General features: G+C 60.6%; 20 protein-coding genes. 10 read left to right on the top strand and 10 right to left on the bottom strand.

Translation table 11 applies throughout. The annotated features are described in order from the left end of the window. Window positions 1-5 precede the first annotated feature (5 nt). The 7 genes from DOM27_RS00905 to DOM27_RS00875 all read right to left on the bottom strand — a co-directional run bounded on the left by DOM27_RS00905 (window position 6) and on the right by DOM27_RS00875 (window position 7,026). Entirely contained in the window at window positions 6-1,391 is a 1,386-nt protein-coding gene (locus DOM27_RS00905) for an FAD-binding oxidoreductase (RefSeq protein ID WP_110654883.1), read from the bottom strand. A gap of 200 nt (window positions 1,392-1,591) precedes the next feature. Further along, complete coding sequence (locus DOM27_RS00900; protein ID WP_110654192.1) at window positions 1,592-2,401, bottom strand: transglutaminase-like domain-containing protein; 810 nt, start codon at window positions 2,399-2,401, stop codon at window positions 1,592-1,594. Between the two features lie 414 nt (window positions 2,402-2,815). Then, entirely contained in the window at window positions 2,816-3,466 is a 651-nt protein-coding gene (locus tag DOM27_RS00895; RefSeq protein ID WP_110654191.1) for a glycosyltransferase family 2 protein, read from the bottom strand. After that, the gene (locus tag DOM27_RS00890; RefSeq protein WP_223162249.1) at window positions 3,463-4,146 is read right to left on the bottom strand and encodes an SAM-dependent methyltransferase; all 684 of its coding nucleotides are present in this window, start codon (window positions 4,144-4,146) and stop codon (window positions 3,463-3,465) included. Before DOM27_RS00890 ends, DOM27_RS00895 begins: the two co-directional genes overlap by 4 nt. After that, the gene (locus tag DOM27_RS00885; RefSeq protein ID WP_110654190.1) at window positions 4,143-4,916 is read right to left on the bottom strand and encodes a PIG-L deacetylase family protein; all 774 of its coding nucleotides are present in this window, start codon (window positions 4,914-4,916) and stop codon (window positions 4,143-4,145) included. Before DOM27_RS00885 ends, DOM27_RS00890 begins: the two co-directional genes overlap by 4 nt. Next, window positions 4,898-5,959: an acyl-CoA dehydrogenase family protein gene (locus tag DOM27_RS00880; protein WP_110654189.1), complete on the bottom strand. Its 1,062-nt coding sequence runs from the start codon at window positions 5,957-5,959 to the stop codon at window positions 4,898-4,900. The genes DOM27_RS00885 and DOM27_RS00880 overlap by 19 nt, the downstream gene beginning before the upstream one ends. A gap of 164 nt (window positions 5,960-6,123) precedes the next feature. Beyond that, on the bottom strand, window positions 6,124-7,026 hold the full coding sequence (locus tag DOM27_RS00875; protein ID WP_110654188.1) for a LysR substrate-binding domain-containing protein: 903 nt from the start codon (window positions 7,024-7,026) through the stop codon (window positions 6,124-6,126). Between the two features lie 159 nt (window positions 7,027-7,185). Here DOM27_RS00875 and DOM27_RS00870 point away from each other — a divergent pair, with 159 nt between their 5' ends. After that, entirely contained in the window at window positions 7,186-7,812 is a 627-nt protein-coding gene (locus tag DOM27_RS00870; RefSeq protein WP_110654187.1) for an NAD(P)H-dependent oxidoreductase, read from the top strand. Window positions 7,813-7,893: 81 nt separating this feature from the next. Beyond that, the gene (locus tag DOM27_RS00865) at window positions 7,894-9,306 is read left to right on the top strand and encodes an FAD-binding oxidoreductase (protein WP_110654186.1); all 1,413 of its coding nucleotides are present in this window, start codon (window positions 7,894-7,896) and stop codon (window positions 9,304-9,306) included. A gap of 70 nt (window positions 9,307-9,376) precedes the next feature. Here the strand turns inward: DOM27_RS00865 and DOM27_RS00860 are convergent, their stop codons facing one another. Next, window positions 9,377-10,339 carry a LysR family transcriptional regulator gene (locus tag DOM27_RS00860; protein ID WP_110654185.1) on the bottom strand — a complete coding sequence of 321 codons (963 nt, stop codon included), beginning with the start codon at window positions 10,337-10,339 and terminating at the stop codon, window positions 9,377-9,379. 149 nt (window positions 10,340-10,488) lie between these two features. Between DOM27_RS00860 and argH the strand changes: the two genes are divergently transcribed. The 7 genes from argH to DOM27_RS00825 all read left to right on the top strand — a co-directional run bounded on the left by argH (window position 10,489) and on the right by DOM27_RS00825 (window position 17,725). Beyond that, window positions 10,489-11,919: an argininosuccinate lyase gene (gene argH, locus DOM27_RS00855; protein ID WP_110654184.1), complete on the top strand. Its 1,431-nt coding sequence runs from the start codon at window positions 10,489-10,491 to the stop codon at window positions 11,917-11,919. A 50-nt stretch (window positions 11,920-11,969) separates the two neighbouring features. Beyond that, window positions 11,970-12,842: an amino acid ABC transporter permease gene (locus tag DOM27_RS00850; protein ID WP_110654183.1), complete on the top strand. Its 873-nt coding sequence runs from the start codon at window positions 11,970-11,972 to the stop codon at window positions 12,840-12,842. Between the two features lie 15 nt (window positions 12,843-12,857). Then, window positions 12,858-13,622, top strand: coding sequence for an amino acid ABC transporter ATP-binding protein (locus tag DOM27_RS00845; RefSeq protein ID WP_110654182.1), 765 nt, complete (start codon window positions 12,858-12,860; stop codon window positions 13,620-13,622). A 101-nt stretch (window positions 13,623-13,723) separates the two neighbouring features. Then, complete coding sequence (locus DOM27_RS00840; RefSeq protein ID WP_110654181.1) at window positions 13,724-14,548, top strand: ABC transporter substrate-binding protein; 825 nt, start codon at window positions 13,724-13,726, stop codon at window positions 14,546-14,548. 51 nt (window positions 14,549-14,599) lie between these two features. Next, on the top strand, window positions 14,600-15,481 hold the full coding sequence (locus DOM27_RS00835; RefSeq protein ID WP_223162248.1) for a polysaccharide deacetylase family protein: 882 nt from the start codon (window positions 14,600-14,602) through the stop codon (window positions 15,479-15,481). Then, window positions 15,471-16,361: a polysaccharide deacetylase family protein gene (locus DOM27_RS00830; protein ID WP_110654180.1), complete on the top strand. Its 891-nt coding sequence runs from the start codon at window positions 15,471-15,473 to the stop codon at window positions 16,359-16,361. Before DOM27_RS00835 ends, DOM27_RS00830 begins: the two co-directional genes overlap by 11 nt. Then, complete coding sequence (locus DOM27_RS00825; protein ID WP_110654179.1) at window positions 16,358-17,725, top strand: MmgE/PrpD family protein; 1,368 nt, start codon at window positions 16,358-16,360, stop codon at window positions 17,723-17,725. The genes DOM27_RS00830 and DOM27_RS00825 overlap by 4 nt, the downstream gene beginning before the upstream one ends. Before the next feature lie 173 nt (window positions 17,726-17,898). Here DOM27_RS00825 and DOM27_RS00820 read toward each other — a convergent pair whose 3' ends face one another. Together DOM27_RS00820 and DOM27_RS00815 are read right to left on the bottom strand one after the other, a co-directional pair. Beyond that, window positions 17,899-19,488 (bottom strand): alkaline phosphatase D family protein, encoded by a 1,590-nt coding sequence (locus DOM27_RS00820; protein WP_110654178.1) that lies wholly within the window; start codon window positions 19,486-19,488, stop codon window positions 17,899-17,901. Window positions 19,489-19,635: 147 nt separating this feature from the next. Then, complete coding sequence (locus DOM27_RS00815) at window positions 19,636-20,496, bottom strand: LysR family transcriptional regulator (protein WP_188113663.1); 861 nt, start codon at window positions 20,494-20,496, stop codon at window positions 19,636-19,638. Window positions 20,497-20,654: 158 nt separating this feature from the next. Between DOM27_RS00815 and DOM27_RS00810 the strand changes: the two genes are divergently transcribed. Then, window positions 20,655-21,839 carry a M20 family metallopeptidase gene (locus DOM27_RS00810; protein ID WP_110654176.1) on the top strand — a complete coding sequence of 395 codons (1,185 nt, stop codon included), beginning with the start codon at window positions 20,655-20,657 and terminating at the stop codon, window positions 21,837-21,839. The last annotated feature ends 113 nt before the right edge of the window (window positions 21,840-21,952 follow it).

Raw genomic sequence — 21,952 nt, 5'->3', positions numbered from 1 at the left:
GACACTCAGTTCGAAAGAATGTTCTGGTTGATGCGGAAGAGGTTGTCCGGATCGAACTTCTTCTTGAGCTCCACCAACCGCTCATAACTCGCACCGTAGGCGAAGGCAATTCGGTTGGTTTCATCTTCGGTCAGGAAATTGATGTAGGCACCATTACTGGCGTAGGGCTGTGACCGAGTGAAGAATTCGCGCGCCCAGACGATGCAACGCTCGTCATCGGCAGCCGTCTCCCAACGGGCATGTACGTTTATCACGTAGTTGGCATCGCGGTTCGAGTAAGCCATCGCTTCTGGTTTCACTCGGCCCGTTTGACCGCCTACCGTTGCGATGAATATCTCGCACTGGGAAGACGGTAGTACACCAGCAGAGTCGATGATGGCATCGATTGGCCCGTCGTCGATCCTGGAAAAATTATGTGATTTCCAATAGTTGCGTGCCCCAGAGCTCAACAGTGGGTCGAAAGCCCGTTGCCAGTCGGTGTATGGCTGAACACCGATATGCTCGCCGTATGCAGTACCGAATTCTCTTAGCGGTTCGATATGTTTCTCGCCTTCGGTGGGGTCGCCCGCATAGCAAATGGCAAGTGCGATGATTTCTTTTCCGTGGACCGTTTCGGGCAGGAAAGGCAAAGGTGGCGCCTTGCGAGCAATCATCCAAACATTCAGGTCGTCCGGCATCGTTTCAGTGAAACGGGCAAATTGCGTAATGATCGATTTCGCCTGATCGAAGGGAAAGGCGATGAGGCCGCACAGAACGTTCGGGCCTACGGAATGCAGCTGATACTCAAAACTCGTCACGATACCGAAGTTCCCGCCTCCACCACGAAGCCCCCAGAACAGGTCGGGGTTCTCTGATTCACTGGCGTGTAACTGACGGCCATCGGCGATAATGACGTCCATGCCGAGCAAGTTGTCGACGGTCATGCCATACCGTCGACTGAGCCAGCCGAATCCCCCGCCCAAGGTCAGGCCTGCCACACCTGTGGTGGAGTTGATGCCTAGAGGGGTAGCGAGACCGTGCGCTTGGGCAGAGGCATCGAAATCAGCGAGTGTGCAGCCTGGCTCAACAAACCCTAGATGACGTTTCTGATCGATGAGTACTTTCTTCATTAGCGAGAGGTCGATCATCACCCCATCATTGCAGACGGCATTGCCTGCAATGTTGTGACCACCTCCGCGTACGGAGAAGGGCAGGTCGTGTCGCCGTACGAAGTTCAGGGACTGGGCAACCTCTGAAGATGAAGTGCAGCGAGCAATCATGGAGGGCCTGCGATCGATCATGGCATTCCAAATCTGACGCGTTTCCTCATATTGCATATCATCCGGAAGAATTACGGATCCCGGAAAATCGGCCTTGAACTCCTCTATTACGGGTTGAGAAAGCTGGCTCATGATAACCACCGTTAAGTACGCTCGGGGCGTGGGGAAGGCGGCCCCGGGCGGAAAATGGAGGAAAATGACCAAGCTGGCGATTAGCTCCAATCCTCACAGCGATTCCCTGATGGGCATTTCGTCAGTTGAGGATCACAGTATAGATAGAGTTGTCAATAACCGCTCTTGTTTATTCAATCAATGCATTGAGGACCCGGGTCTCATTCCGCCAGTTGGTAGATCCACACGCTGAAGCCGCCCAGTGTATTGGGACCGAAGGTGTGGGTCAGCGGAACGTCCATGGCATCGCGGCCCTGGGCGATCAACACGCGGCCGATACAGGGCGCATTGTTGCGCGGGTCGAAAGTCCACCAGCGCCCGCCGAGATAGACTTCCATCCACGCGGCGAAGTCCATGTCTGCGTAGGGTGGCGGGTTACCGATGTCGCTGACATAACCGGTGCAATAGCGCGCCGGAATGTTCATGCAGCGGCACAGCGTGATGGCGAGATGGGTGAAGTCGCGACAAACGCCGACCCGCTCTCGGTAGGCTTCCGCCGCGGTGCGGGTCGCGCGCGAGTGCTCGTAGCCGAAGGTTATATGGTCGTGGACGAAGTCGCAGATCGCCTGTACTCGCTGCCATCCCGGCGGCGTACCCTGGAATTGCTGCCAGGCGATTTCGCTCAGCAGATCGGTTTCACAGTAGCGGCTGCCGAGCAGGTATTGCAGGGTGTCCGACGGGAGCGTTTCCACCGGATGCTGCTGCGCCGTGAGATCGACGGGATCGTAGCCGCCATCGTCGTGCAACACGGTGTTGGTGCCCAGGGAAAACGTGCCCGCCGGCGCCACCAGCCGGTTGCACCAGTTGCCGAAGCTATCGCGGTAGCTCGATAGCGGGACGATGGGGGAGGTCGTCAGATGATCGGGCTGCTCCAGGCTCGCAAAGCGCGAATGGTGCACGTTGAGCATCGCGATCATCGGCGTGGGCGCGGCGAACTGATAGATCATCTCGCAGCCTAGTTGAATTCTCACAGTGGTATCTCCGGGCGAACCTGTCGAGAGCGAAAAGGCGCTGGCAGTGGCCAGCTCGAACGGGTAAGGCGTCAGCGGTGAGACGTAAACAGTTAGCCGTAAACACTGAGACTGCAGGCAGTATGACGCAGCAGCAAACGGCACGGCGAGATGGAAAAGCTCAGTAAAGGCGCGCTCGTTATGAAATGCTGTCGTGAAGTGACCTCATGACGCACTGTCGTGAGCGGTGCCCATCATTGGAATCGTGAGGGCATGTCGACCCGTAGAAGCCATCAAGGTACGCCATTCATTTCGAGTATGGGTTGCCTTCGGCCATTAGGCGAATCGACGACTGGGCGCTGCCGACTCTCCGGTGGTCATCGCCAGGTTGCCCCCGACCGGGCCCCGCTGCAGCCGTTCGACAAGCCAGGGTGTTTAGAGCTGAAGGGTGCGTAGTCGTTCACCGAGGCCGCCCGGAGCGCGGGCATCCTGACGAGTACTGGTGAGAACTTTCAGGGTTTCGCGCCAGTCGATGGTATAGCCGTGCCGCTGCAGGGCGTCTACCAGATGCACGTCCTCCTGGGAGGCGAGCGGGGCGAAACCGCCGACCGCTTGATAGGCGCCGACGGAGACGCCCAGGTTGGCGCCGTGGATGTGGCGGCCATCGGGCAGGGCGCGGCGATAGGCGACGAAGCGGCGGCGCAGATCCCGTGGCAACTGATCCCAGCCTTCCAATCGGATACCGCCGCACACGGCATCGGCGCGACTGCCGAGTTGCTGGGCGAGCCAGTCGGGCTGAACGATCGTGTCGGCGTCAGTGAAGGCCAGCCAGCGCGCGCCGTTTTCGATCAGCCATTGCGCGCCGACATGGCGCGACATGCCGACGTTGGTGAAGGCAACGTCGAGCGTCGTCACTCCCCGCTGGCGAGCGACCGCGTAGGATCCGTCGCTGCATGCGTCCAGCACGACGACGATACGTACCCCTTCGTCGATGACCGCCGGGTGTCCCGCCGCCGCCTGCAGCGACTCCAGGCAGGCGCCGAGCAAGGTCTCCTCGTTGTGGGCCGGCACGACGACACCGATCATGCCGTGGCCTCGGCAGACCATAGATCCAGACGAAAATCGCGCTCTATCAGAGTGCTGACTCGGGGCAGTTCGAGGATGTCGTGCAGCCGTTCGTGTACGGCATCGCCGCTCATCCGGCCATCGGCCAGCGGATGTCGCCAGTGGCATGCTACCAGCTCGCCGGATTCGTGCAGGGCTTGCTTGAGCCCTCTGATCGTTGCCTGCAATGCTGCGGGTTCCAGGTAATACCCCAGTTCACTGAAGACGATGAGATCGAATGTCTCTGTGGGGAGTGCCTCGGAAGGCGTGTTCGACAGCTCGTGTTGTTCGATCCGCACGTGGGGCCAGGGCGTGAGTCGTCGGCGGGCATGAGCAACGGCGCTGGCGCTGACATCCCAACAGAGCAGTTCATCGCAACGCGGCGCCAGTTCGGCGCTGAGCGCGCCCACCGAGCAGCCGGGTTCGAGAGCGCGGCGATAACGCGCGCGAGTCAGCATGGCCAACGTCAGAGCCCGTTTGCGCTGTTCGTACCAGGAAGCATCGTAGTGCCACGGATCGCTGGAATGGGCGTGCAGGCGCTCGAAATGTGCGTGAAGTTCGAGCCTGGTTTCGGCTTCGGCGGCGTCTCCAGTGCGGTCTTCGGCGACGGAGGTCAAAAAATCAGCGCTGGTACCGGAATCTTTCATGCCGCGGTCGCTCATGTCAGCACCACCTCGTGATTCTGCATCAGTCGAGCAAGCGCCTGGGCAGAGAGAATCGGTGGCCGACCGGTCGAGGGGTCTGGCTCGCACTGGCTGACGTGTTCGAGCATGGCGCGTTGCTTGCGTTCGATTTCGGCGGGGGCGGCGGGCAGCCGGCAAGCGCGATGCCACGGCACGCGCGGGTCGTCCGGCGTCGCCCAGTGCCACATCCAGATCGGCATCTCGAGCAGGGTACGCTGGCTCTCCTTCAGCAGCTTGGCACAGACCTCGCCGACTGCTTCATGATCGGCATGACCGTCCCCGCGCCATGTCGTGACGATGACGTCGTCGTCACGCAGCACTTGGTGCAGCCGGAAGGCGAGTTCCGCCTTTTCCGTGGCGACCTGCGTGTCGGGCAGTCTCAGACGAATCGTCGCGATGTCGTCGAGCCCCAGGCAGGCCAGTGCGCGCTGGCTCTCCTCGGGTCGCGTGGCGGCCAGCCGCTCGGGTGGCCAGCGTGTCGAGTCCGGGTGGCTGCCGGTGCCGTCGGTCACCGAGAGCATCAAAAGCTCGCGACCCAGGGCATGACACTGCTGCAGCAGGGCGCCGCAACCGAGGATCTCATCGTCGGGGTGCGGCGCCACCACTACTACGCGTCGACCGTTGGCGATTCGCGCTTCCAGATCGAACGTGGGCAATGTCGCCAGCGCCGGCCAGCCAAGCCAGGTGTCCAGCGGCGTGCCATCGCCTTCGATTCGCCGCTCGTCTTCGATCATGGCCATAGATTCCATTCCGATATTTCCTCGTGATCCTGTCGGCGATAGTCTCCGATCGCCTGCAGGTCGCGCTCGGCGTGGCACTGGCGGACGAATACCGGCAGGTCGGCGATCAGCCGGGCAAAGGCCGGATCGCGACAGTAAGGGCCGGCACCGACGCCGCGCCCGACATGATGAATGACTTCCTCGACAACGGCGTCGACGGCGCCGCGTACCGACAACGCCAGATAGCGGGCGTCGCCGAGGGGGTGCTCATCGACCCAGCGGGCGGCATCTCGCAGGCGCGCTTCACCATGGCGTAGCGCGATGTCGACCGCGCCCAGATGCGCCAGGGCGTGAGGGTCGTCACGCTTGGCGACGCTCGCTCGCAGTATGTCGCCCAGTCTGGCGGCAGCGCCCCACCAGCAGGCGGCGATGCCGATGCCGCCCTGCCAGAAACCGGGGCGTTGTAGATAGCCTTTGGCGGGTCCGACGAGAAACGCCTCGGCACCGTCGAAATCCACATCCACGCTCTGCGTGGCTGCCATGCCGACGGCGTGCCAGCCGGTTTTCGTCACCTGAACGCCAGCCGCGCGCATGTCGACGGCGGCAAGATAAGGGATATGCTCATGCCAGGCGGTGACCAGCGCATGAGAGACCGTCGCGGCACCGGAGCACCACGCCTTGCGACCGTTCAGGCGTACGCGCTGGTGGTCCGACAGCGGCCCGGTATCAGCGCCAACGGGTATGATTTCAACCCTGGCAAACGGCGGTTCCGCCGCCCACACGGCCCATGTCGCCGCTGGCGGGAAGCGATCGGCGTCGCTCAGCTCGGCGATGATCGCCAGCGCGTCGGTGTGGCCTTCGAACAGTTTGACCAGCGCGAGATCCAGGCCGGCAATGTCTGCCAGCGTCGCCCAGCGGGTCAAAGTCTCGCCCACGGCCGGCCGTGGCAGTCGATCGAGCTCCAGCGCAATCAACTCTTTGAGACGCCGCGCGAGTGTCTGAGGCTCTTCCGCCGGTGTTGCCCACTCGGCACGGAGCCGACGCAGCGTGCGCCGCCAATCGGGGTGGGGCATCGTACGCTCCTTCGTAAAACGTTGCGCCCGCCTTGGCGCATCACATGCTCATGCTCGACAAGATACTGTTTAAGAGAGGCCCGAGGATTCGATCCAGGTTAAGGAGGAACCGATATAAATTGCCGAGAGGCCCCAGGGCGTCGCAATGTGCTCGTCGATGGGTCTCAGATACTCAGATAGTCTCCCGGCAGCCGCTGTGCAAGAAAATCCATCAGTAGCCGGGCGCGACGGGAGAGCGCGGTCTGACGATAGTAGACGACGTTGATGCGCTGGGTCTGGAACTGGGTCTGATCGGGTAGTATGTCGATGAGCGTACCGAGTTGGCGGGGCCGAAGGGTCATGTAATCGGCCAGACAGGCGATCCCCTCGCCGGCCGTCACCAGCTCCAGCAGGGTCGGACCGCTGGAGGCAGAGAGCGAAGGTTTCACGTGAAACGGCTGGCCTTGGGCGTCGAGCAGCGGCCAGTCGTTGAGGTGGTCCAGCTGGCTGAAACCGAGCAGGCTGTGGTGAGAGAGATCCTCGATGCGTCGCGGCACGCCATGGCGCTCGAGATAGCGGGGGCTGGCGAGAAGCCGTAGCGGGCTGTGGCCGAGCGGACGGGCATGCAGCGAGGAGTCGTTCAGCTCGCCGATGCGGATGGCGAGGTCGACGCGCTGCTCGAGCAGATCGATGAAGCGGTCGTGGGTGTCGAGTTCCAGCGTGATGCCGGGGTAGCGGGCCCGAAATTCGCCGATCACCGGCACGATAACGAGCTGCATGAAGCTCGGCGCGGCGTTGATGCGCAGCCGACCTTGGGGCTGATCATGGTGACCGATGATCGCCTCTTCCGCAATTTCCACGGCAGCCAGTATGCGCCGACAATGAGCGAGGAAGGTTTCGCCCTCTTCGGTCAACTCCAGCCGGCGCGTCGTTCGCCGCAGCAATGTCGTCGCCAGTTTTTGCTCCAGCCGGTTGAGGGAACGGCTGACGCCGGAAACGGTCATTTCCAGCCGCTCGGCGGCGGCGGTGATCGAGCCGCTGTCGACCACGGCGATGAAGGCCTGCTGCTCTTCCAGGGTGCTTTTCATGGAGTGCCGATCGCCTTTCGATAGGTTTGTTGATTTTAAATCAAAAGTGACTTGTCGCCAGTCGGGTTTTTCTTTTGCGGGAAGGCGTCACAATCGTTGCATCGACCAGTGGCCTTGCGCTGCAAGGCCGCTTCGTTATTTTTATCGAGAGACGACATAATGAAGATACTTTTGATCAATGGCGGTAAGCCGTTTGCCCATTCCGGCGGTGAACTCAACAATACGTTCCACGAAGTTGCCGTGGAGGAGCTGCGGGAACTGGGTCATCAGGTTCACGAAACGATCATCGAGCAGGGCTACGACGTCGACGCCGAAGTGCAGAACTATCTATGGGCCGACACCATCGTCTATCAGATGCCCGGCTGGTGGATGGGCACGCCGTGGAGCGTGAAGCGCTATATCGACGAAGTCTTCACCGCCGGCCACGGTTCGCTCTACGCCAACGATGGGCGTTCGCGTCACGACCCGAGCAAGCAGTACGGCAGCGGCGGGTTGCTGCAGGGCCGACGCTACATGCTCTCGTTGACCTGGAACGCCCCGCGAGAGGCGTTCGACGAGTCGGACAATTTTTTCGAAGGACGTGGCGTCGACGGCGTCTACTTCGCGTTCCACAAATCGCAGACCTTCGTCGGGCTGGAAGGATTACCCATCTTCATCGCCAACGATGTCATGAAGATGCCTGACGTCGAACGGCACACGGCAGAGTACCGCGAGCATCTGGAGCGGGTTTTCGGTAAGGCGGAAACTGTCTCCAGCCGGGATGCTCGCGAAAGAGTGACGGACTGACAGGTTCAATATCCGGTATGCTGGGATGATAGATAGCTTGCTCACTGTCTGTCATTCCTGGTCTATTCGAGGTTGTCTTTCATGTCTTTCGCCGCGCTGCCTACCGATCTTTCCCCTCGCCCCTCCGCTGCCACGATTCAGGCGTTGGTCGCCGGCCTCGACCCGGTTCTCGGTGATCGGATTACCACGGCGGCGGGGATTCGCGAGCAGCATGGGCATGACGAGTCCTGGCATCATCCGGCGGCGCCGGATGCGGTCTGCTTTCCGCATTCCACCGAGGAAGTCTCTGCCGTGGTGCGGGCCTGTGCGACGCATCGGGTGCCGGTGATTCCCTACGGCGTTGGCACCTCGATCGAAGGCCAGGTGATCGCCGATCGGGGCGGGCTGTGCGTCGATCTTTCGCAGATGAATACGGTCATCGAGGTTCGCCCGGAAGATATGGACGTCACCGTCCAGCCGGGCGTGACGCGCACCCAGCTCAATACCCATCTACGCGCGACCGGGCTGTTCTTCTCCGTCGATCCCGGTGCGGACGCCAGCATGGGCGGCATGGCCTCGACCCGCGCCAGCGGCACCAACACCGTGCGTTACGGCACCATTCGCGAGAACGTGCTGTCGATGACCGTGGTAATGCCGGATGGCCGCATCGTCGAGACCGGTACCCGGGCACGCAAGTCTGCGGCCGGCTACGACCTGACCCATCTGATGATCGGCGCCGAAGGTACGCTCGGTATCATCACCGAGTTGAACGTGAAGCTGCATGGGCTGCCGGAAGCGATCTCCTCGGCGACGGTCGCGTTCGACGACGTCGCCGGCGCCATCGATGCGGTGATCGCCTCGATCCAGTACGGCATCCCGATGGCGCGGATCGAGCTGATGGATACCCTCGCCATGCGCGCGGTGAATGCGTTCTCCCGGCTCGACTATGCCGAGAAGCCGACGCTGTTCCTGGAGTTCCACGGCACTCATGCCGGGGTGAAGGAGCAGGCTGAATCGATGGCCGAACTGTGCCAGGAGTTCGGCGGCAGCGACTTCGCCTGGGCGACCAAGGAAGAGGATCGCCAGACGCTATGGCAAGCGCGTCACGATGCCGCCTACGCGGCCAAGGCGCTGCGCCCGGGGATGGAGTTCCTGGCCACCGACATCTGCGTGCCGATTTCGAAGCTGGCGGAATGCATCGAAGCAACCCAGCATGACGTAACGGAGAGCGGCCTGATCGCGCCGCTGCTGGGCCATGTCGGTGACGGCAATTTTCATCTGGTCGTCGCTGTCGATCGCCATAGCGAGCAGGAGCTCGATACGTTGGCGGCATTCAACCAGCGCTTGATCGAGCGCGCCCTGGCCGTCGGCGGTACCTGCACCGGCGAGCACGGCATCGGCACCGGCAAGCGCGCCTATATGGAAGCCGAGCACGGTGAAGGCTGGGCGGTGATGCGCGCGATCAAGACTGCGCTCGACCCGCTCGGTATCATGAATCCGGGCAAGCTGGTTTAGACAGGTTGATGTAAAGACTTTGGGGGGAAATATCCCTCTCACACAAGAGCAGGCCGAGCCTGAGTGCTCGTTAGTGGCGTTGTATGATATCGATAAAGCAATTGAGAGCCTGAGAGAATCCGACTCTTGCATTCCACACTAACTCCATTGATGTGGAAAACGGGGGATTGGCTGTCAGCAGTGGTGCCATACGACGCTGTTCAACGTACTGTTTAGCGTAATGATGTGGTAAAACTCCGACGTAGACACCCGATAGAATTAGCATGGCCACGGCTTCTACCTGCGTGGCAGATGAAAGATTATCGAACTGACTTATTAGCTGTCTTCTTTGTTCACTGTTGACGTAACTGTGGGTGACGAATTTATACGGTTTCAACGTGTTTATTGTCTGCTGATCGGCACTGCCGAAGACCGGATGATTGAGGCCGCAGTAAAGTCCACTGTGTTCCTCATAGAGCGCTATTTTCTCGAACTGATCTGGTCTGTTGGCAGAGATATCGGTTTCGTAATTTGGCATAATTGCCCCATGAAACCGACCCGACTGTAGCCCTCTTTCGACCTCCTCGAGAGAGGAAATGCTTAATGAAACGCGCACTCTTGGGGCGCAAATATTGAGTTGGTTCAGCGCATTAATGACCGGAGATTCCGGGTCGCTAATGGTGTTATCGATCACCGCGAGACTCAGCTCTCCCACGATCTCGTCCGAGGCGGTAATACGATCGCTGAAATCCTCAAGGGTGCGGAAAAGTGACAGCGTATTGCGATAGACAATTTCGCCTTCTTCACTGAGTTCGAAACCATCCCGACCTCGTGTACACAGGCGCATCCCCAGTCTGACCTCCAGATCGGAAATCTGCTTGCTGATCGAGGCGAGGCTGATTCCCAAAGGATGCTGTGCCGACGAAAAACCGCCGGATTCCACCACCGTCTTGAAAACTCTCAACAATTTCAATTCCATCGCGCCAACGCGGAATCCCGCTCTGGGGCCGTTGCGCGCGCGGGCACTTTCCGTTTTTGAAAGCTCACTTTCCATCTTTGATATTTCCCATCGCGTTTCTCTCGTGAGATAGCTGTTATTAGCCGCTTGTGTCAGCCCTGAGATGAGGTCGCTGCCAAAACATTGTTATCGAATTCAATCGGCGGCGACCGACAAAAGACAACTACAAACAGCAGGAATATTCAATGAGCCACACCAGTGATCGACTCTGGGGTGCCCGGTTTTCGACCGGCCCCAGTGATGCCATGGCGCGTTTGTCACGCTCTCCCGTCCGATACTTCGATCTTCTCCCCTATGACATTGCCGGCTCTCGGGCCCACTGCGTCGAGCTGCAACATGCCGGCATCCTGACCGCTGACGAGGCGACCAAAATCCAGGCCACACTGAATGAAATTGATCAGGATTTCCGCGCGGGCAAGGTCGAGCCTATCGAAGCCGATGAAGACGTCCATACGTTTCTCGAACGACTTCTTACCGAGCGTTTGAGTGCGCTGGGTGGAAAGCTACGGGCGGGGCGGTCTCGCAATGACCAGGCAGCCAACGACATGCGGCTGCTGCTGAGGGATCGGATTCGTCAGCTGGCGGCACAGATTCATGAATTGATGAACGCTCTGGCCGAACAGGCGGAGGTACACCTTCATTCCGTGGCTCCCGGTTTTACCCATCTGCAGCAGGCTCAGCCGATCGTTTTTGGCCACCAGCTGCTGGCGCACGCCCAGTCGCTGCTGCGTGATGTGCAGCGGATCATCGATTGGGATCGACGCTTTTCGCTCTCGCCGCTGGGCGCGGCTGCGTTGGCCGGTTCGGCCGTGACCCGAGGCGCTGAGCGTGCGGCCCAGTCCATGGGCTTTGAGGGCGCCTGCGAGAATTCGATCGATGCGGTGGCAAGCCGAGATCATGTGGCCGAGTTTCTGTTTATCGCCAGCATGGTCGGCGTCAATCTATCGCGTTTGGGTGAGGAGGTTTGTCTGTGGACCTCGCGACAGTTCCAGTGGGTCGTGCTGGATGACGGTTATGCCACCGGCAGCTCGATCATGCCTCAGAAGAAAAACCCCGATATTGCCGAGCTGACCCGAGGCAAGTCCGGCCGTTTGATTGGCAATCTGACCGGGCTGATGTCGACGCTCAAGGCCCAGCCGCTCTCCTACAACCGGGATCTGGGCGAGGACAAGTATCAGGTGCTGGATGCGCTTGAAACGCTGGATCTCGTGCTGCCGGCAATGGCGGGCATGATCGCGACGATGACGGTCAACGTTGATGAGCTGCGCCGTCAGGCACCGCTGGGCTTCACGCTGGCCACCGAGATTGCCGATTGGCTGTCGATGCGCGATGTCAGTTTCCGCGAAGCCCACGAGATCACCGGACAGGTGGTGCGCTTGTGCGAGCAGGAAGGCATCGAGCTCAGCGAGATCTCGGCGGCGCAGTTGCAATCGATCGATCCGCGTCTGGATGCCGGTGTGCTTGATGCGCTGACGCTGGAGGCCGCTCTCGAAGCGCGTGATGGATATGGCGGCACCGCGCCGGCTCAGGTCGGTAGCCAGCTTGAGCGGCTGCGAGTGGCGATCCAGCAGCAGCAGGGCTCGCTAAGTGATTATCGGGGGCCACGCGTCGCCTGAGCGCCGTGCTTGCGTTTCCCGACCACCGCTTGATCGTGCAGGACTTTCCAATGCAGACAACGACTCATACGTCGAACCAGACACCGTCAGCTTCGTCGACGAAACTTTCCGATTATAAAATCGTGCCGCGCCGACATTACGGACGCCTTGTCTCCTCGATCATCATCCTGGGGCTTTTGGGCGCGCTGATACACGCGTTTGCCAATGGCGATATCGAGTGGAGCATCGTCGGACGCTTTCTAACAGCCAAGGCGATTCTGTGGGGTTTGGGCAACACCGTATTGATGTCGATTCTGGCCATGATTCTCGGTGTGGTCCTCGGCGTTATCTTCGCGATCATGAGGATGTCGAGCAATCCCGTGCTGCGTTATGTCGCCAAGGGATACATCTGGTTCTTTCGCGGCACGCCGATCATTCTTCAACTACTGCTGTGGTTCAACCTCGCGCTGGTCTTCCCCACGTTGGGTGTCCCGGGCGTTTTCGAAGCACGAACCGTGGATGTCATGGTGCCGTTTGTCGCGGCGCTACTCGGTCTGGGTATCAATCAGGGGGCTTACACGGCAGAGGTCGTTCGCGGTGGTTTGCTATCGGTGGATAACGGGCAGTACGAGGCGGCCATGTCGATCGGCATGACCCGGCTCAAGAGCCTGCGCCGAATCGTACTGCCACAGGCGATGCGCGTCATCCTGCCGCCGATCGGTAACGAAACCATCAGCATGATCAAGATGACCAGTCTGGCCAGCGTCATTCAGTACTCGGAAATTCTCCACAACGCCCAGAACATCTACTACGCCAATGCCCGCGTCATGGAGCTGCTGATCGTGGCGGGTATCTGGTATCTGGTCGTGGTGACCATCATGTCGTTTGGCCAGAGACAGCTCGAACGTCGTTTCGCCCGCGGTTCCGGCCGCGTCGATCACTAGGGAGCGAGACAAGCCATGAGTTTCATCGTCCAGGGGCAGTCCGTCGTCAAGAAATTCGGTGATTTCGTCGCCCTCGATCATGTCGACATTGATATCGAAAACGGCGAAGTCGTCTGTATCGTCGGGCCTTCGGGCTCGGGCAAGAGCACGCTACTGCGCTGCATCAATCAGCTGGAAAAGATCGACGGCGGTGGGCTGTGGGTCGACGGCGAGCTGATTGGCTATCGCATCGAGGGCAGCGCCCTGCATGAGCTGGATGACAGGCAGATCGCGCGCCAGCGATTAGCCACCGGCATGGTGTTTCAGCGTTTCAATCTGTTCCCACACATGACCGCGCTGGAGAACATCATCGAAGGGCCGATTCAGGTGCTCAAGCGCTCACCGCGAGAGTGTCGCGAGCAGGCACTTGAGCTGCTCGAGCGTGTGGGCCTGTCGGACAAGGCCAATGCCTACCCGGTCGAGCTTTCCGGCGGACAACAGCAGCGCGTGGCGATTGCCCGGGCGCTGGCCATGCGGCCACGCTTGATGCTGTTCGACGAGCCGACTTCAGCGTTGGATCCAGAACTGGTCGGCGAAGTGCTACAGGTGATGCGAGACCTTGCCCGCAGCGGAATGTCGATGATCGTGGTGACCCATGAACTGGGATTTGCGCGTGAAGTCGCCAACCGCGTGGTGTTCATGGATGCCGGACAGATCGTCGAAACCGGCGCACCGGAAGAAATACTCATGTATCCGCGCAACGAACGCACTCGCGGGTTCATTTCCGCGGTACTCAACTAGCGAACCGCCGCCGCTATTATTCAACGCATCATTGGCAATTGAAAAAATCATTCATGCCATGAACGCAAGATCCATCAACGACAACCACAAGAGATGATCCCATGAAGAAATCCCTACTGCTGATGGCATTGACCGCAACCTCGCTGTGCCAGGTCGTTCAGGCCAGCGAATTGCCAAAGGATATCGTCGACCGTGGCTATCTCAGCGCGGCTATCGTTCCCAACTATCCACCGATGGAGTTCAAGGACCCGGCGACCAACGAGATCACCGGCTTCGATTACGACCTCGGTGTCGCGCTGGGTGAAAAACTGGGTATCGAGATTCGCTGGGAAGAGACCGCCTTTGAGCAAATGATCAGCGGGCTCAAGACGGGTCGCAGTGATTTGGTGCTATCGGGCATGACCGACACGCCGAAGCGCCAGGAGGTAGTGGACTTCATCGATTACCTGCGCACCGGGCCGCAGTTCTACACCATGCTGCGCAACGAGGGGATCAAGGCCCCGCTGGATCTGTGCGGCAAGAACGTCGGTGGTAGCCGGCGCACGACCTACCCCGATGAGGTCAAGGCCTGGAGTGCTGCCAACTGTGAGGCTGCAGACAAGCCGGCGATTACTTTCGTGGGTACCGAAGGCTCGGCAGATGCCCGCGCTCAACTGCGCCAGGGCCGACTGGACGCGGCCGTGCAGGGTAGCGAGACCTTGCCCTATTTCGCATCCAACGAACCGGACACCTATCGCATTCTCGGCAAGCCGCTGAGCCATCAGTACACCGGCATGGCGGTCTCCAATGACAACGAGGCACTGCGCGATGCGCTCTCGTCCGCGCTGGATTCGATGATCGAGGACGGCAGCTACGAGCAGATCATCGAAAAGTGGGGGCTGCAGGAGTCCGCGGTAGAGAAAGTGAGTATCAACGCCGGGACCTGAGCTACTGGCATCAGCGTCCGCGCCGCCTACCTGATTGATGAGGTCAAACTCTTGAGACCTTCCATTGCCTGGCCGGGCGGCGCACGTTCGTGTGTCGCGCTGGCTTTCGATCTCGATGGCCCTACCGGTGATGCCATGCTCGATGGATCGCTGAAGGGCAATCCTGCCTATTTCACGCTGGGCGCCTATGGCCCGTATCGCGCTCTGCCCAGAATTTTGACGATGCTGGAAACCTTTCGCCTACCGGCCACGTTCTTCGTTCCCACCTGGGTGATTGAGCACTGGCCCACTCAGTGCCGGGCGATTATCGAGGCGGGACATGAAGTCGCCTATCACGGACACCGTCACGAACTTTTCTGGACGCTCGATGACGCGCAGCAGCGCGAGATCATGACTCGAAGTCAGGCGATTTTTCACGATTTGCTGGGTGTTCGCCCGGTGGGCTTTCGCACGCCCTCCGGTGACTGGGGCGCACAAACGCCCGATATTTTGAACGAATTCGGTGTGCGTTATTCCAGCAGCATGCGCGGTGATGACCGCCCTTATCATGTCGCGGTCGACGGCCATCCTCAGGGGCTGATCGAGATTCCGGCGCGCTGGGAACTCGATGATTACGCGAGTCTCGCTTATCAACGAGCGCCCGACTTTCCCCGCGGGCTCGATCGCACCGCACCCTATGCGCAGGTGTTGGCCAACTGGTGCGCGGAATTCGACGGCAGCCATGAAGAAGGGTTGTCGATGACCACGCTGTTGCATCCCAAGGTCTCAGCGAGACCCGGGCGCATGGCCTTGCTGGAGGCTTTCCTGGCCCATATGACGGCGCATGAAGATGTGTGGTTCGCACGCTGTCGTGATGTGGCGGAATTCTGGCAGCAACTGCCGGCTCAGTCTCCGGGGCAGTCTCCAGATCAGGAGCCCCGTCATGCAGGATAATACCGATCCGATCTGGCCTGAGGGCAAGCGCAGCGCGGTAGTGCTAACGGTCGACTACAGCGATGTGTTGGGTATTTTGGCGCAGGTGCCCGCCATGGCCGGGCGCGACAAAAGCCTGTCGGTCTGGCGCTACGGCAGCCAGCGTGGCGTGGAACGACTGCTGGCTCGGCTGGATGATGCGGGGCTTCGCGTCAGTTGGTTTTTGCCCGGCCGGCTTGCGGAGACCCAGGGTGCGCTGGTCGATGAGATTGCCGCTGCAGGTCATGAAATCGCCTGTGCCGGTTACGAGTACGAGGATTTTTCGACACTGACGCCGCAGGATCAGGTTCAGGTTTTGTGGCGTGGGCGCGATGCGCTGGCGGCGCGGACCGGTAAGCTGCCCACCGGCTTTCGTTTGCCATTGGGCGCCTGGGCGCCGGGATTCGAACGTGAACTGACGCAGGCCGGTTTTCACTGGTCGTCATCCTGGCGCGGCGATGATCTGCCGTATCGACACCCTGAAGCGCCGAGCCTTATCGAGCTACCGCTGCACTACGAGCTCGATGACGATGCCTATCTGGCGTTCAACCTGTCGCCGCCGGTACCGCCCGGGCAATCGCGAATCGCCGGCTATCGTGAAACCCTGGCCAACTGGCAGGCCGATCTCGATGGATTCCACCGTTTTGGCCTGTGCGCCGTGATGCGCCTGCACCCTGAACTTATCGGCACGCCGGGGCGGGCCGATTTGCTCCGTGAATTGCTGGCGGGTTTACGTGATCAGCCTGCGCGCTGGGTGGCTACCGGGGAAGGCGTCGCCCGTTGGTGGGCCGCCAATGGTCCGGACATTCCTCCTGATCATCCCGCCAGCGCGTTCCAGCGCTACAGAAGTGAATCCCAGTGACGCGTCACACGCTCGGTCCATTGGTGCATTTTTTGCACGCGCTGCGTTTCGAGGAGATTCCCGCCGCCGTGGTGGCGCAGGCCAAGCGCCACTGGCTGGATACGCTGGGGGCCGGTCTGGCCGGGGCAACCAGCGATATTGGCCGCAAGATAATGAACGGGCTGCATGAGCCGAGCGGCGAAGCCATCGTCTGGGGAACCGATCAGCGCTTATCTCCGCGAATGGCGGCCTTCGTCAACGGCGTATCGGTGCATGCATTGGAGCTGGATGATACCGGTGGCTGTGATCATTCTGGTGCTGTCGTGATACCCGCGTTGCTTGCGATATTGCCGCTGATCGAACGTCGCATCAGCGGTCCGGAGCTACTCACCGCGATGATCGTAGGTTACGAGGTCGGGCGTCGCGTGCTGGAAGCCTGTGGCGGTTATGCCCAACACAACGGCGATGGTTGGCATTCTACCGGCACCTGCGGCGTGTTCGGAGCAGCCGCGGCCTGCGCTAAATTGATGAATCTGGAGTTCGAGGCGTTGCGCTCGGCCATTACGCTGTCCGGCAGTTTTAGCTCCGGACTGTGGGCGTTCATTCACGATGGCGCCGAGAGCAAGAAGCTGCACGCCGGCCAGGCGGCGCAGGGCGGTGTCAACGCCGCGCTGATGGCGCGCGCCGGTGTGGTCGGGCCGAGCCAATTGTTTGATGACGTCTGGGGCGGATATCTGTCGACGCTCGCGGCAGGGCATGCCGAGCCCGCCGCGCTGACGGCGGAACTGGGGCAAACCTGGAAGCTGTCGCGCTGTTCGATCAAGCCCTACGCCTCCTGTCGCGGTGCGCATGCGGCGATCGATGCGCTGTCGGCCCTGATGCGCGAGGCCGAACTCGACGCGAAAGCCGCCGAAGCAAACATCCAGCGAATCCAGGTTCGACTCAGCCCCTTTCTGAACGACATGTGCAGCACGCGTGACATCGACTCACTGGCCAGCGCTCAGATGAGCCTGCCCTATGCGCTGGCGGCGATGGCGACACTGGGTTCCGCGGGCCTTTCCGCCTACACGCTCGAAAATCGGCAAGCGACGGCGTTACGGGATTGCATGCTGCGGGTGGAGTTGATCGTCGATGACCAATGCCCTCGCGATGGTGAGCCGGAGGTGACGCTGATTACACAAGACGGCCGACACCGCACTCTGCGCGTCGATATGGCGCTGGGTAACCCGCTCAATCCGCTAAGCGATGACGCCTTGTTCAGAAAATTTCGCGAAGGCGCTGAGCTTAGTTTGCCGCCACGACGCTGCGAGACGCTGATGGGACTGAGCATGGGAATGGAGATGCTGGAAGGTGCCGGAGTCTGGAGCCAGGCCCTTGCGAAGTAGGAAAGACGAAAGCAGATCAATATCGATGTCTGGACCCTGGTCAATCCACTCAAGGACCTCGTGGGGTCCGTGCGACTTGCTATCCAGTAGCCTGGATCAAGGCCGCTCTCGACCCGCTGGGCATCATGAATCCGGGCAAAGTGGTGTGAATGGCTGCTCACCGCCCGTGTCCGTCAGGCGTTGGCGGAACGGGCCTCGGGCTCCAGCACTTGCGTATGCAGCGTCTTGCCGTCGCTGTCCTTGAGGCGGATCGTCAGCGTCTTGCTCTCGGCGTCCAGGTCGGCCTGGCCGAAGAACTGATAACCCGCCGACGGCGGCAGGTTCGACTGGCCCTCCGGCGGCGCCTTGAAGAATGTCACTTCAGGGCCGAAGGTCGCGTCCATCTCGCTGGGGCCGAAGGTGCCGGCGTGGAGCGGCCCGCTGACGAACTCCCAGAACGGTTTGAACGCCTTGAAACTGGCGCGCTCCGGGGCGTAGTGATGCGCGGCTGTGTAGTGCACGTCGGCGGTGAACCAGACGACGTTACTGATATCGTCATCGCGAATGGCCTGCAACAGCCGGGCGATCTCCCGTTCTCGCCCGAGCGGCTGACCGGGATCATTGTTGGCGATCGCCTCAAACAGTTCGCCATCCGGCACCACCATTCCGATCGGCATGTCGGCTGCGATGATCTTCCAGGTTGCGGTGGAATCGTTCAGCGCATGCCGCAGCCAGCGGAACTGGTTTTCGCCAAGGAAGGCGGTGGCCGCTGATTCTTCCTCTTGCAGATTGGCACTGTTGGGGCCGCGATAGCTGCGCATATCCAGCATGAACACTTCCATCCCCGGCCCGTAGGAAAAACGGCGGTAGATCCGCTGCGGCGCGGAGGAGGGCAGACGAATCGGCATGTATTCGAGAAAGGCCTGACGACCGCGGGCGGACAGCAGCGCGACGTTCTTTTCCGTATAGAGATCGTTGTCGAGGAGCTCCTGCGGATACCAGTTGTTGGTCGTCTCGTGATCGTCCCACTGGGCCAGCATCGGCACTTCGGCTGCAAAGCGGCGGAAGTTGGCGTCGAGGTGGTTGTAGGTATGTTGGCCACGATATTCGTCCAGCGTCTCGGCGACTTTCTGCTTGGCGGGCGTGACGATATTGCGCCAGACGCCGCCGTCGGGGAGAGCCGCTTCCGCTTCCAAAGGGCCGTCCGCATAGACCGTGTCGCCGGAGTGGATGAAGAAATCAGGCCGGACCTGGCGCATCGTTTCCCAGGTACGCATGCCGCCTCTGGACTCATCGATGCCCCAGCCCTGACCGACCACGTCACCGGACCAGACGAAGCGAATGTCTCTCGGTTGAGAGGGCGGCAGCCGCAGCCGTCCGACGACGGGTTCGCTGATCGCCCGTGGATCACCCAGGGCCGCGAATCGCACGCGGTAGTGAACGGCATCGAGACCCTGAAGGCCGGTCGCATCGATCTTGCCGATCAGGTCGGTGCTGGGCAGCACATCGACCCAGGGCAGCTGACGCGCGCCGCGGAAATCCGGGTTGTCGGCGACCTCGACCAGCATCCGAGACGGCATGCTCGCTCGTCCCCACAGCATGGCGCGGTCGGTCAGCGCATCGCCGCTCATTACGCCGCCTTCGACGGTTGGGCGGCGCCCCTCTGCCATGATGATTGCCGGCGCGGCTAGAAGCCCGGTGCTGGCCAAGCCAAGGCCGATGCCGAGACGACCACCGGTGGTCAGAAAGTCACGCCTGGAAAAATGCTTTCGATCCGTCGTCATCGTGTGGTCCCCGTGCGGCCGCTGTCGATAGTGCTCGTGACAACAGATTAGGGGGTGCTAATGACGAAGATGTGAAGCTATGTCAGGAAAGTCGCACCGGCGGAAAGTCGCACGCTGGCAGTAATCGATCTGGATCTGGCGGCGATCTCACGCCATTCGTCGTTTGAGCATATCGATCAGCTTTTCCACTAGGGGGAGTCGCTCGCTCTGCGTGCGATAGAGCAGCCAGGTCTTGTTGGTGAGCTGTTGCCCATCCGCCTGAACGATAGGGAAGCGGAAAAGACGATCTGCTTCCTGCAAGGCGATGCTCGATACGATGGTGTAGCCGAGGCCGTGCCTCACCATGGCCATGCAAGCCTCGATCTTATCCACTCTCATGGCGATACGAGGCGGCTCCGAAAAGCGCGCATTCCACCAGTCGGCCACCAGTCGGTTCTGAAACGTGCTCGTATCCAACGCTATCTGAGGCAAGCGCGGCAGGTCGTCGAAGTCGATCGCCTCGCGACTGAAGACGTAAAACGGGTCCTCATCGACGATGAACTTGCGCTCCTTCCAATTGAACGAATCACGCACCAGGGCGAGATGAATCTCTTCGCGCTGCAACTGCACGAACAGGTCATGGCTGAGACCGCTCACGAGCGAGAAGCTGGCGCCGCCATGGCGTGCCTGGAATGCCGCGAGCAGTCGGGGGAGCCGGTAGGCAGCGTAATTGCTCGACACGCCCAGCCGAATCTCACCGTGTGGATGCTGCTGCATACGGGTCAGTTCCTCTCGCATGCGCAGATCTTCCCGCAGCATACGCCGTGCATGATCGACGAGATGTTCACCCTCCTGAGTGAAATTCAATTTACGACCGTCACGCTCGAAAAGGCACACACCGAAGTGCTCCTCGAGGCGCTTGAGCCGATAGCTGAGTGCCGGTTGAGAAGTGAAGAGCTTCTCGGCAGCTCCGGTCACGCTTCGCGTCTCGAAGACGGTGTGCAAAATTTGCCAGTCGCGTTCGTTCATTCGAGCCGCCCTTGTTATCACATAAAAATATTTTATGGGGCTGTCGGTCAGCGGCCAAAAAATCCGTCTTTGTGTCTCATCATCGTCTGGCCTTATAACCGGAACAGCCCTTTTCATTGGCTATCCAGTGCCATAAACGATACGCGAGGAATACTCCTTTGCCACAGGTTCAACACAGCGATAAACGAATTTTGGCGGATGTCGTCGACGGGCTCGACGCGCAACTAAGGGAATTGGCGTTAACGCTTCACGCCAATCCAGAACTCAGCTTCCAGGAACATCAGGCCATGGCGTGGCTGACGGCCCCGCTGCGTGAGGCCGGGTTCGAGGTCGAGGAGGGGGTCGCCGGGCTGGAGACGTCATTTCGCGCGCGCTGGCAGGGGGCCGAAGGTGGGCCCACGGTTGCATTGCTGGCGGAGTACGACGCTCTACCGGAGATGGGGCACGCCTGTGGCCACAACCTTATCGGCACGGCCTCCGTCGGCGCGGCGCTGGCACTCAAGAAAGCGTTTCCCGATCTGCCGGGAACGATTCTGGTCATCGGCACACCGGCCGAAGAAGAGGGCGGCGGCAAGATCATTCAGTGTCAGCATGGCATTTTCGACGAAGTTGATGCGGCCATGCTCTGCCATCCGCGCAGCAAGAATATGGTGCTGCGGGGAGGACTGGCCTGTGTCGACGCCGTCTTTCGGTTTCACGGTCGCGCGGCCCACGCGGCTTCGGCGCCGCAAGAGGGTATCAGTGCCCTCGACGCAGTGATTCAGACCTTCAATGGGGTCAATGCCCTGCGCCAGCTGCTGACCGACGATGTGCGGGTCCACGGCATCATTACTCACGGCGGCGAGGCGACCAACATCGTGCCGGCATACGCCGAGGCGAAATTCCTGATGCGCGCCGCCGACGTCAAGGGGTTGGGCATGGTTCGCGACAAGGTGTTCGCAGCCGCCCGCGGCGCCGCCGAGGCGAGCGGTGCGAGGCTCGAGATCGAGGAAGGTCTCACCTACGCCGAGCGCAATAACAACCATGCGCTTGCGGGTATTTTTCGACGTCATCTCGAGGATCAGGGGTTGGAAGTAGAAGAGCCCACCGCGAAAGGGGGAATCGGCTCCTCCGATATCGGCAATGTCGGTCAGATCACAGCAACGATTCATCCCTATATCCGCATTGGTGACTGTGTGCCGCATACGCCGGAATTCGCCGAGGCGGCCGGTTCGGAGGCTGGCATGCAGGCGCTCAGCCAGGCGACTCGCGCGTTGGCGCTGACCGCTTTTGAGCTCTGTATCTCTTCAGAGACCATGGCTGCCGTCCGAGGTGAATTCGAGCGCTGGCGAGCCAACCGCTAGATCCGATAGAGCGTGGATCGCGACAAGACGCCGTCCAATGACAACGGCGTTGGTTAGGAGTCGGTCCAACAAAAGCGAGCAGCAACAGACTCTTCATAACAACAGTAATTCGG

Source organism: Salinicola halimionae (assembly GCF_003206065.1).
GTDB lineage: Bacteria > Pseudomonadota > Gammaproteobacteria > Pseudomonadales > Halomonadaceae > Salinicola > Salinicola halimionae.
Note: the sequence above shows the minus strand (reverse complement) of the source record. Positions and strands in the feature narration are given on the sequence as shown.

Excerpts from the sequence above, each read along its gene's own strand:
- DOM27_RS00905 (WP_110654883.1), bottom strand. The coding sequence starts at position 1,391 with ATGAGCCAGCTTTCTCAACCCGTAATAGAGGAGTTCAAGGCCGATTTT.
- DOM27_RS00895 (WP_110654191.1), bottom strand. The coding sequence starts at position 3,466 with ATGATCGGTGTCGTCGTGCCGGCCCACAACGAGGAGACCTTGCTCGGC.
- DOM27_RS00890 (WP_223162249.1), bottom strand. The coding sequence starts at position 4,146 with ATGAGCGACCGCGGCATGAAAGATTCCGGTACCAGCGCTGATTTTTTG.
- DOM27_RS00885 (WP_110654190.1), bottom strand. The coding sequence starts at position 4,916 with ATGGAATCTATGGCCATGATCGAAGACGAGCGGCGAATCGAAGGCGAT.
- DOM27_RS00880 (WP_110654189.1), bottom strand. The coding sequence starts at position 5,959 with ATGCCCCACCCCGATTGGCGGCGCACGCTGCGTCGGCTCCGTGCCGAG.
- DOM27_RS00875 (WP_110654188.1), bottom strand. The coding sequence starts at position 7,026 with ATGAAAAGCACCCTGGAAGAGCAGCAGGCCTTCATCGCCGTGGTCGAC.
- DOM27_RS00870 (WP_110654187.1), top strand. The coding sequence starts at position 7,186 with ATGAAGATACTTTTGATCAATGGCGGTAAGCCGTTTGCCCATTCCGGC.
- DOM27_RS00865 (WP_110654186.1), top strand. The coding sequence starts at position 7,894 with ATGTCTTTCGCCGCGCTGCCTACCGATCTTTCCCCTCGCCCCTCCGCT.
- DOM27_RS00860 (WP_110654185.1), bottom strand. The coding sequence starts at position 10,339 with ATGGAAAGTGAGCTTTCAAAAACGGAAAGTGCCCGCGCGCGCAACGGC.
- argH (WP_110654184.1), top strand. The coding sequence starts at position 10,489 with ATGAGCCACACCAGTGATCGACTCTGGGGTGCCCGGTTTTCGACCGGC.
- DOM27_RS00850 (WP_110654183.1), top strand. The coding sequence starts at position 11,970 with ATGCAGACAACGACTCATACGTCGAACCAGACACCGTCAGCTTCGTCG.
- DOM27_RS00845 (WP_110654182.1), top strand. The coding sequence starts at position 12,858 with ATGAGTTTCATCGTCCAGGGGCAGTCCGTCGTCAAGAAATTCGGTGAT.
- DOM27_RS00840 (WP_110654181.1), top strand. The coding sequence starts at position 13,724 with ATGAAGAAATCCCTACTGCTGATGGCATTGACCGCAACCTCGCTGTGC.
- DOM27_RS00830 (WP_110654180.1), top strand. The coding sequence starts at position 15,471 with ATGCAGGATAATACCGATCCGATCTGGCCTGAGGGCAAGCGCAGCGCG.
- DOM27_RS00820 (WP_110654178.1), bottom strand. The coding sequence starts at position 19,488 with ATGACGACGGATCGAAAGCATTTTTCCAGGCGTGACTTTCTGACCACC.
- DOM27_RS00815 (WP_188113663.1), bottom strand. The coding sequence starts at position 20,496 with ATGAACGAACGCGACTGGCAAATTTTGCACACCGTCTTCGAGACGCGA.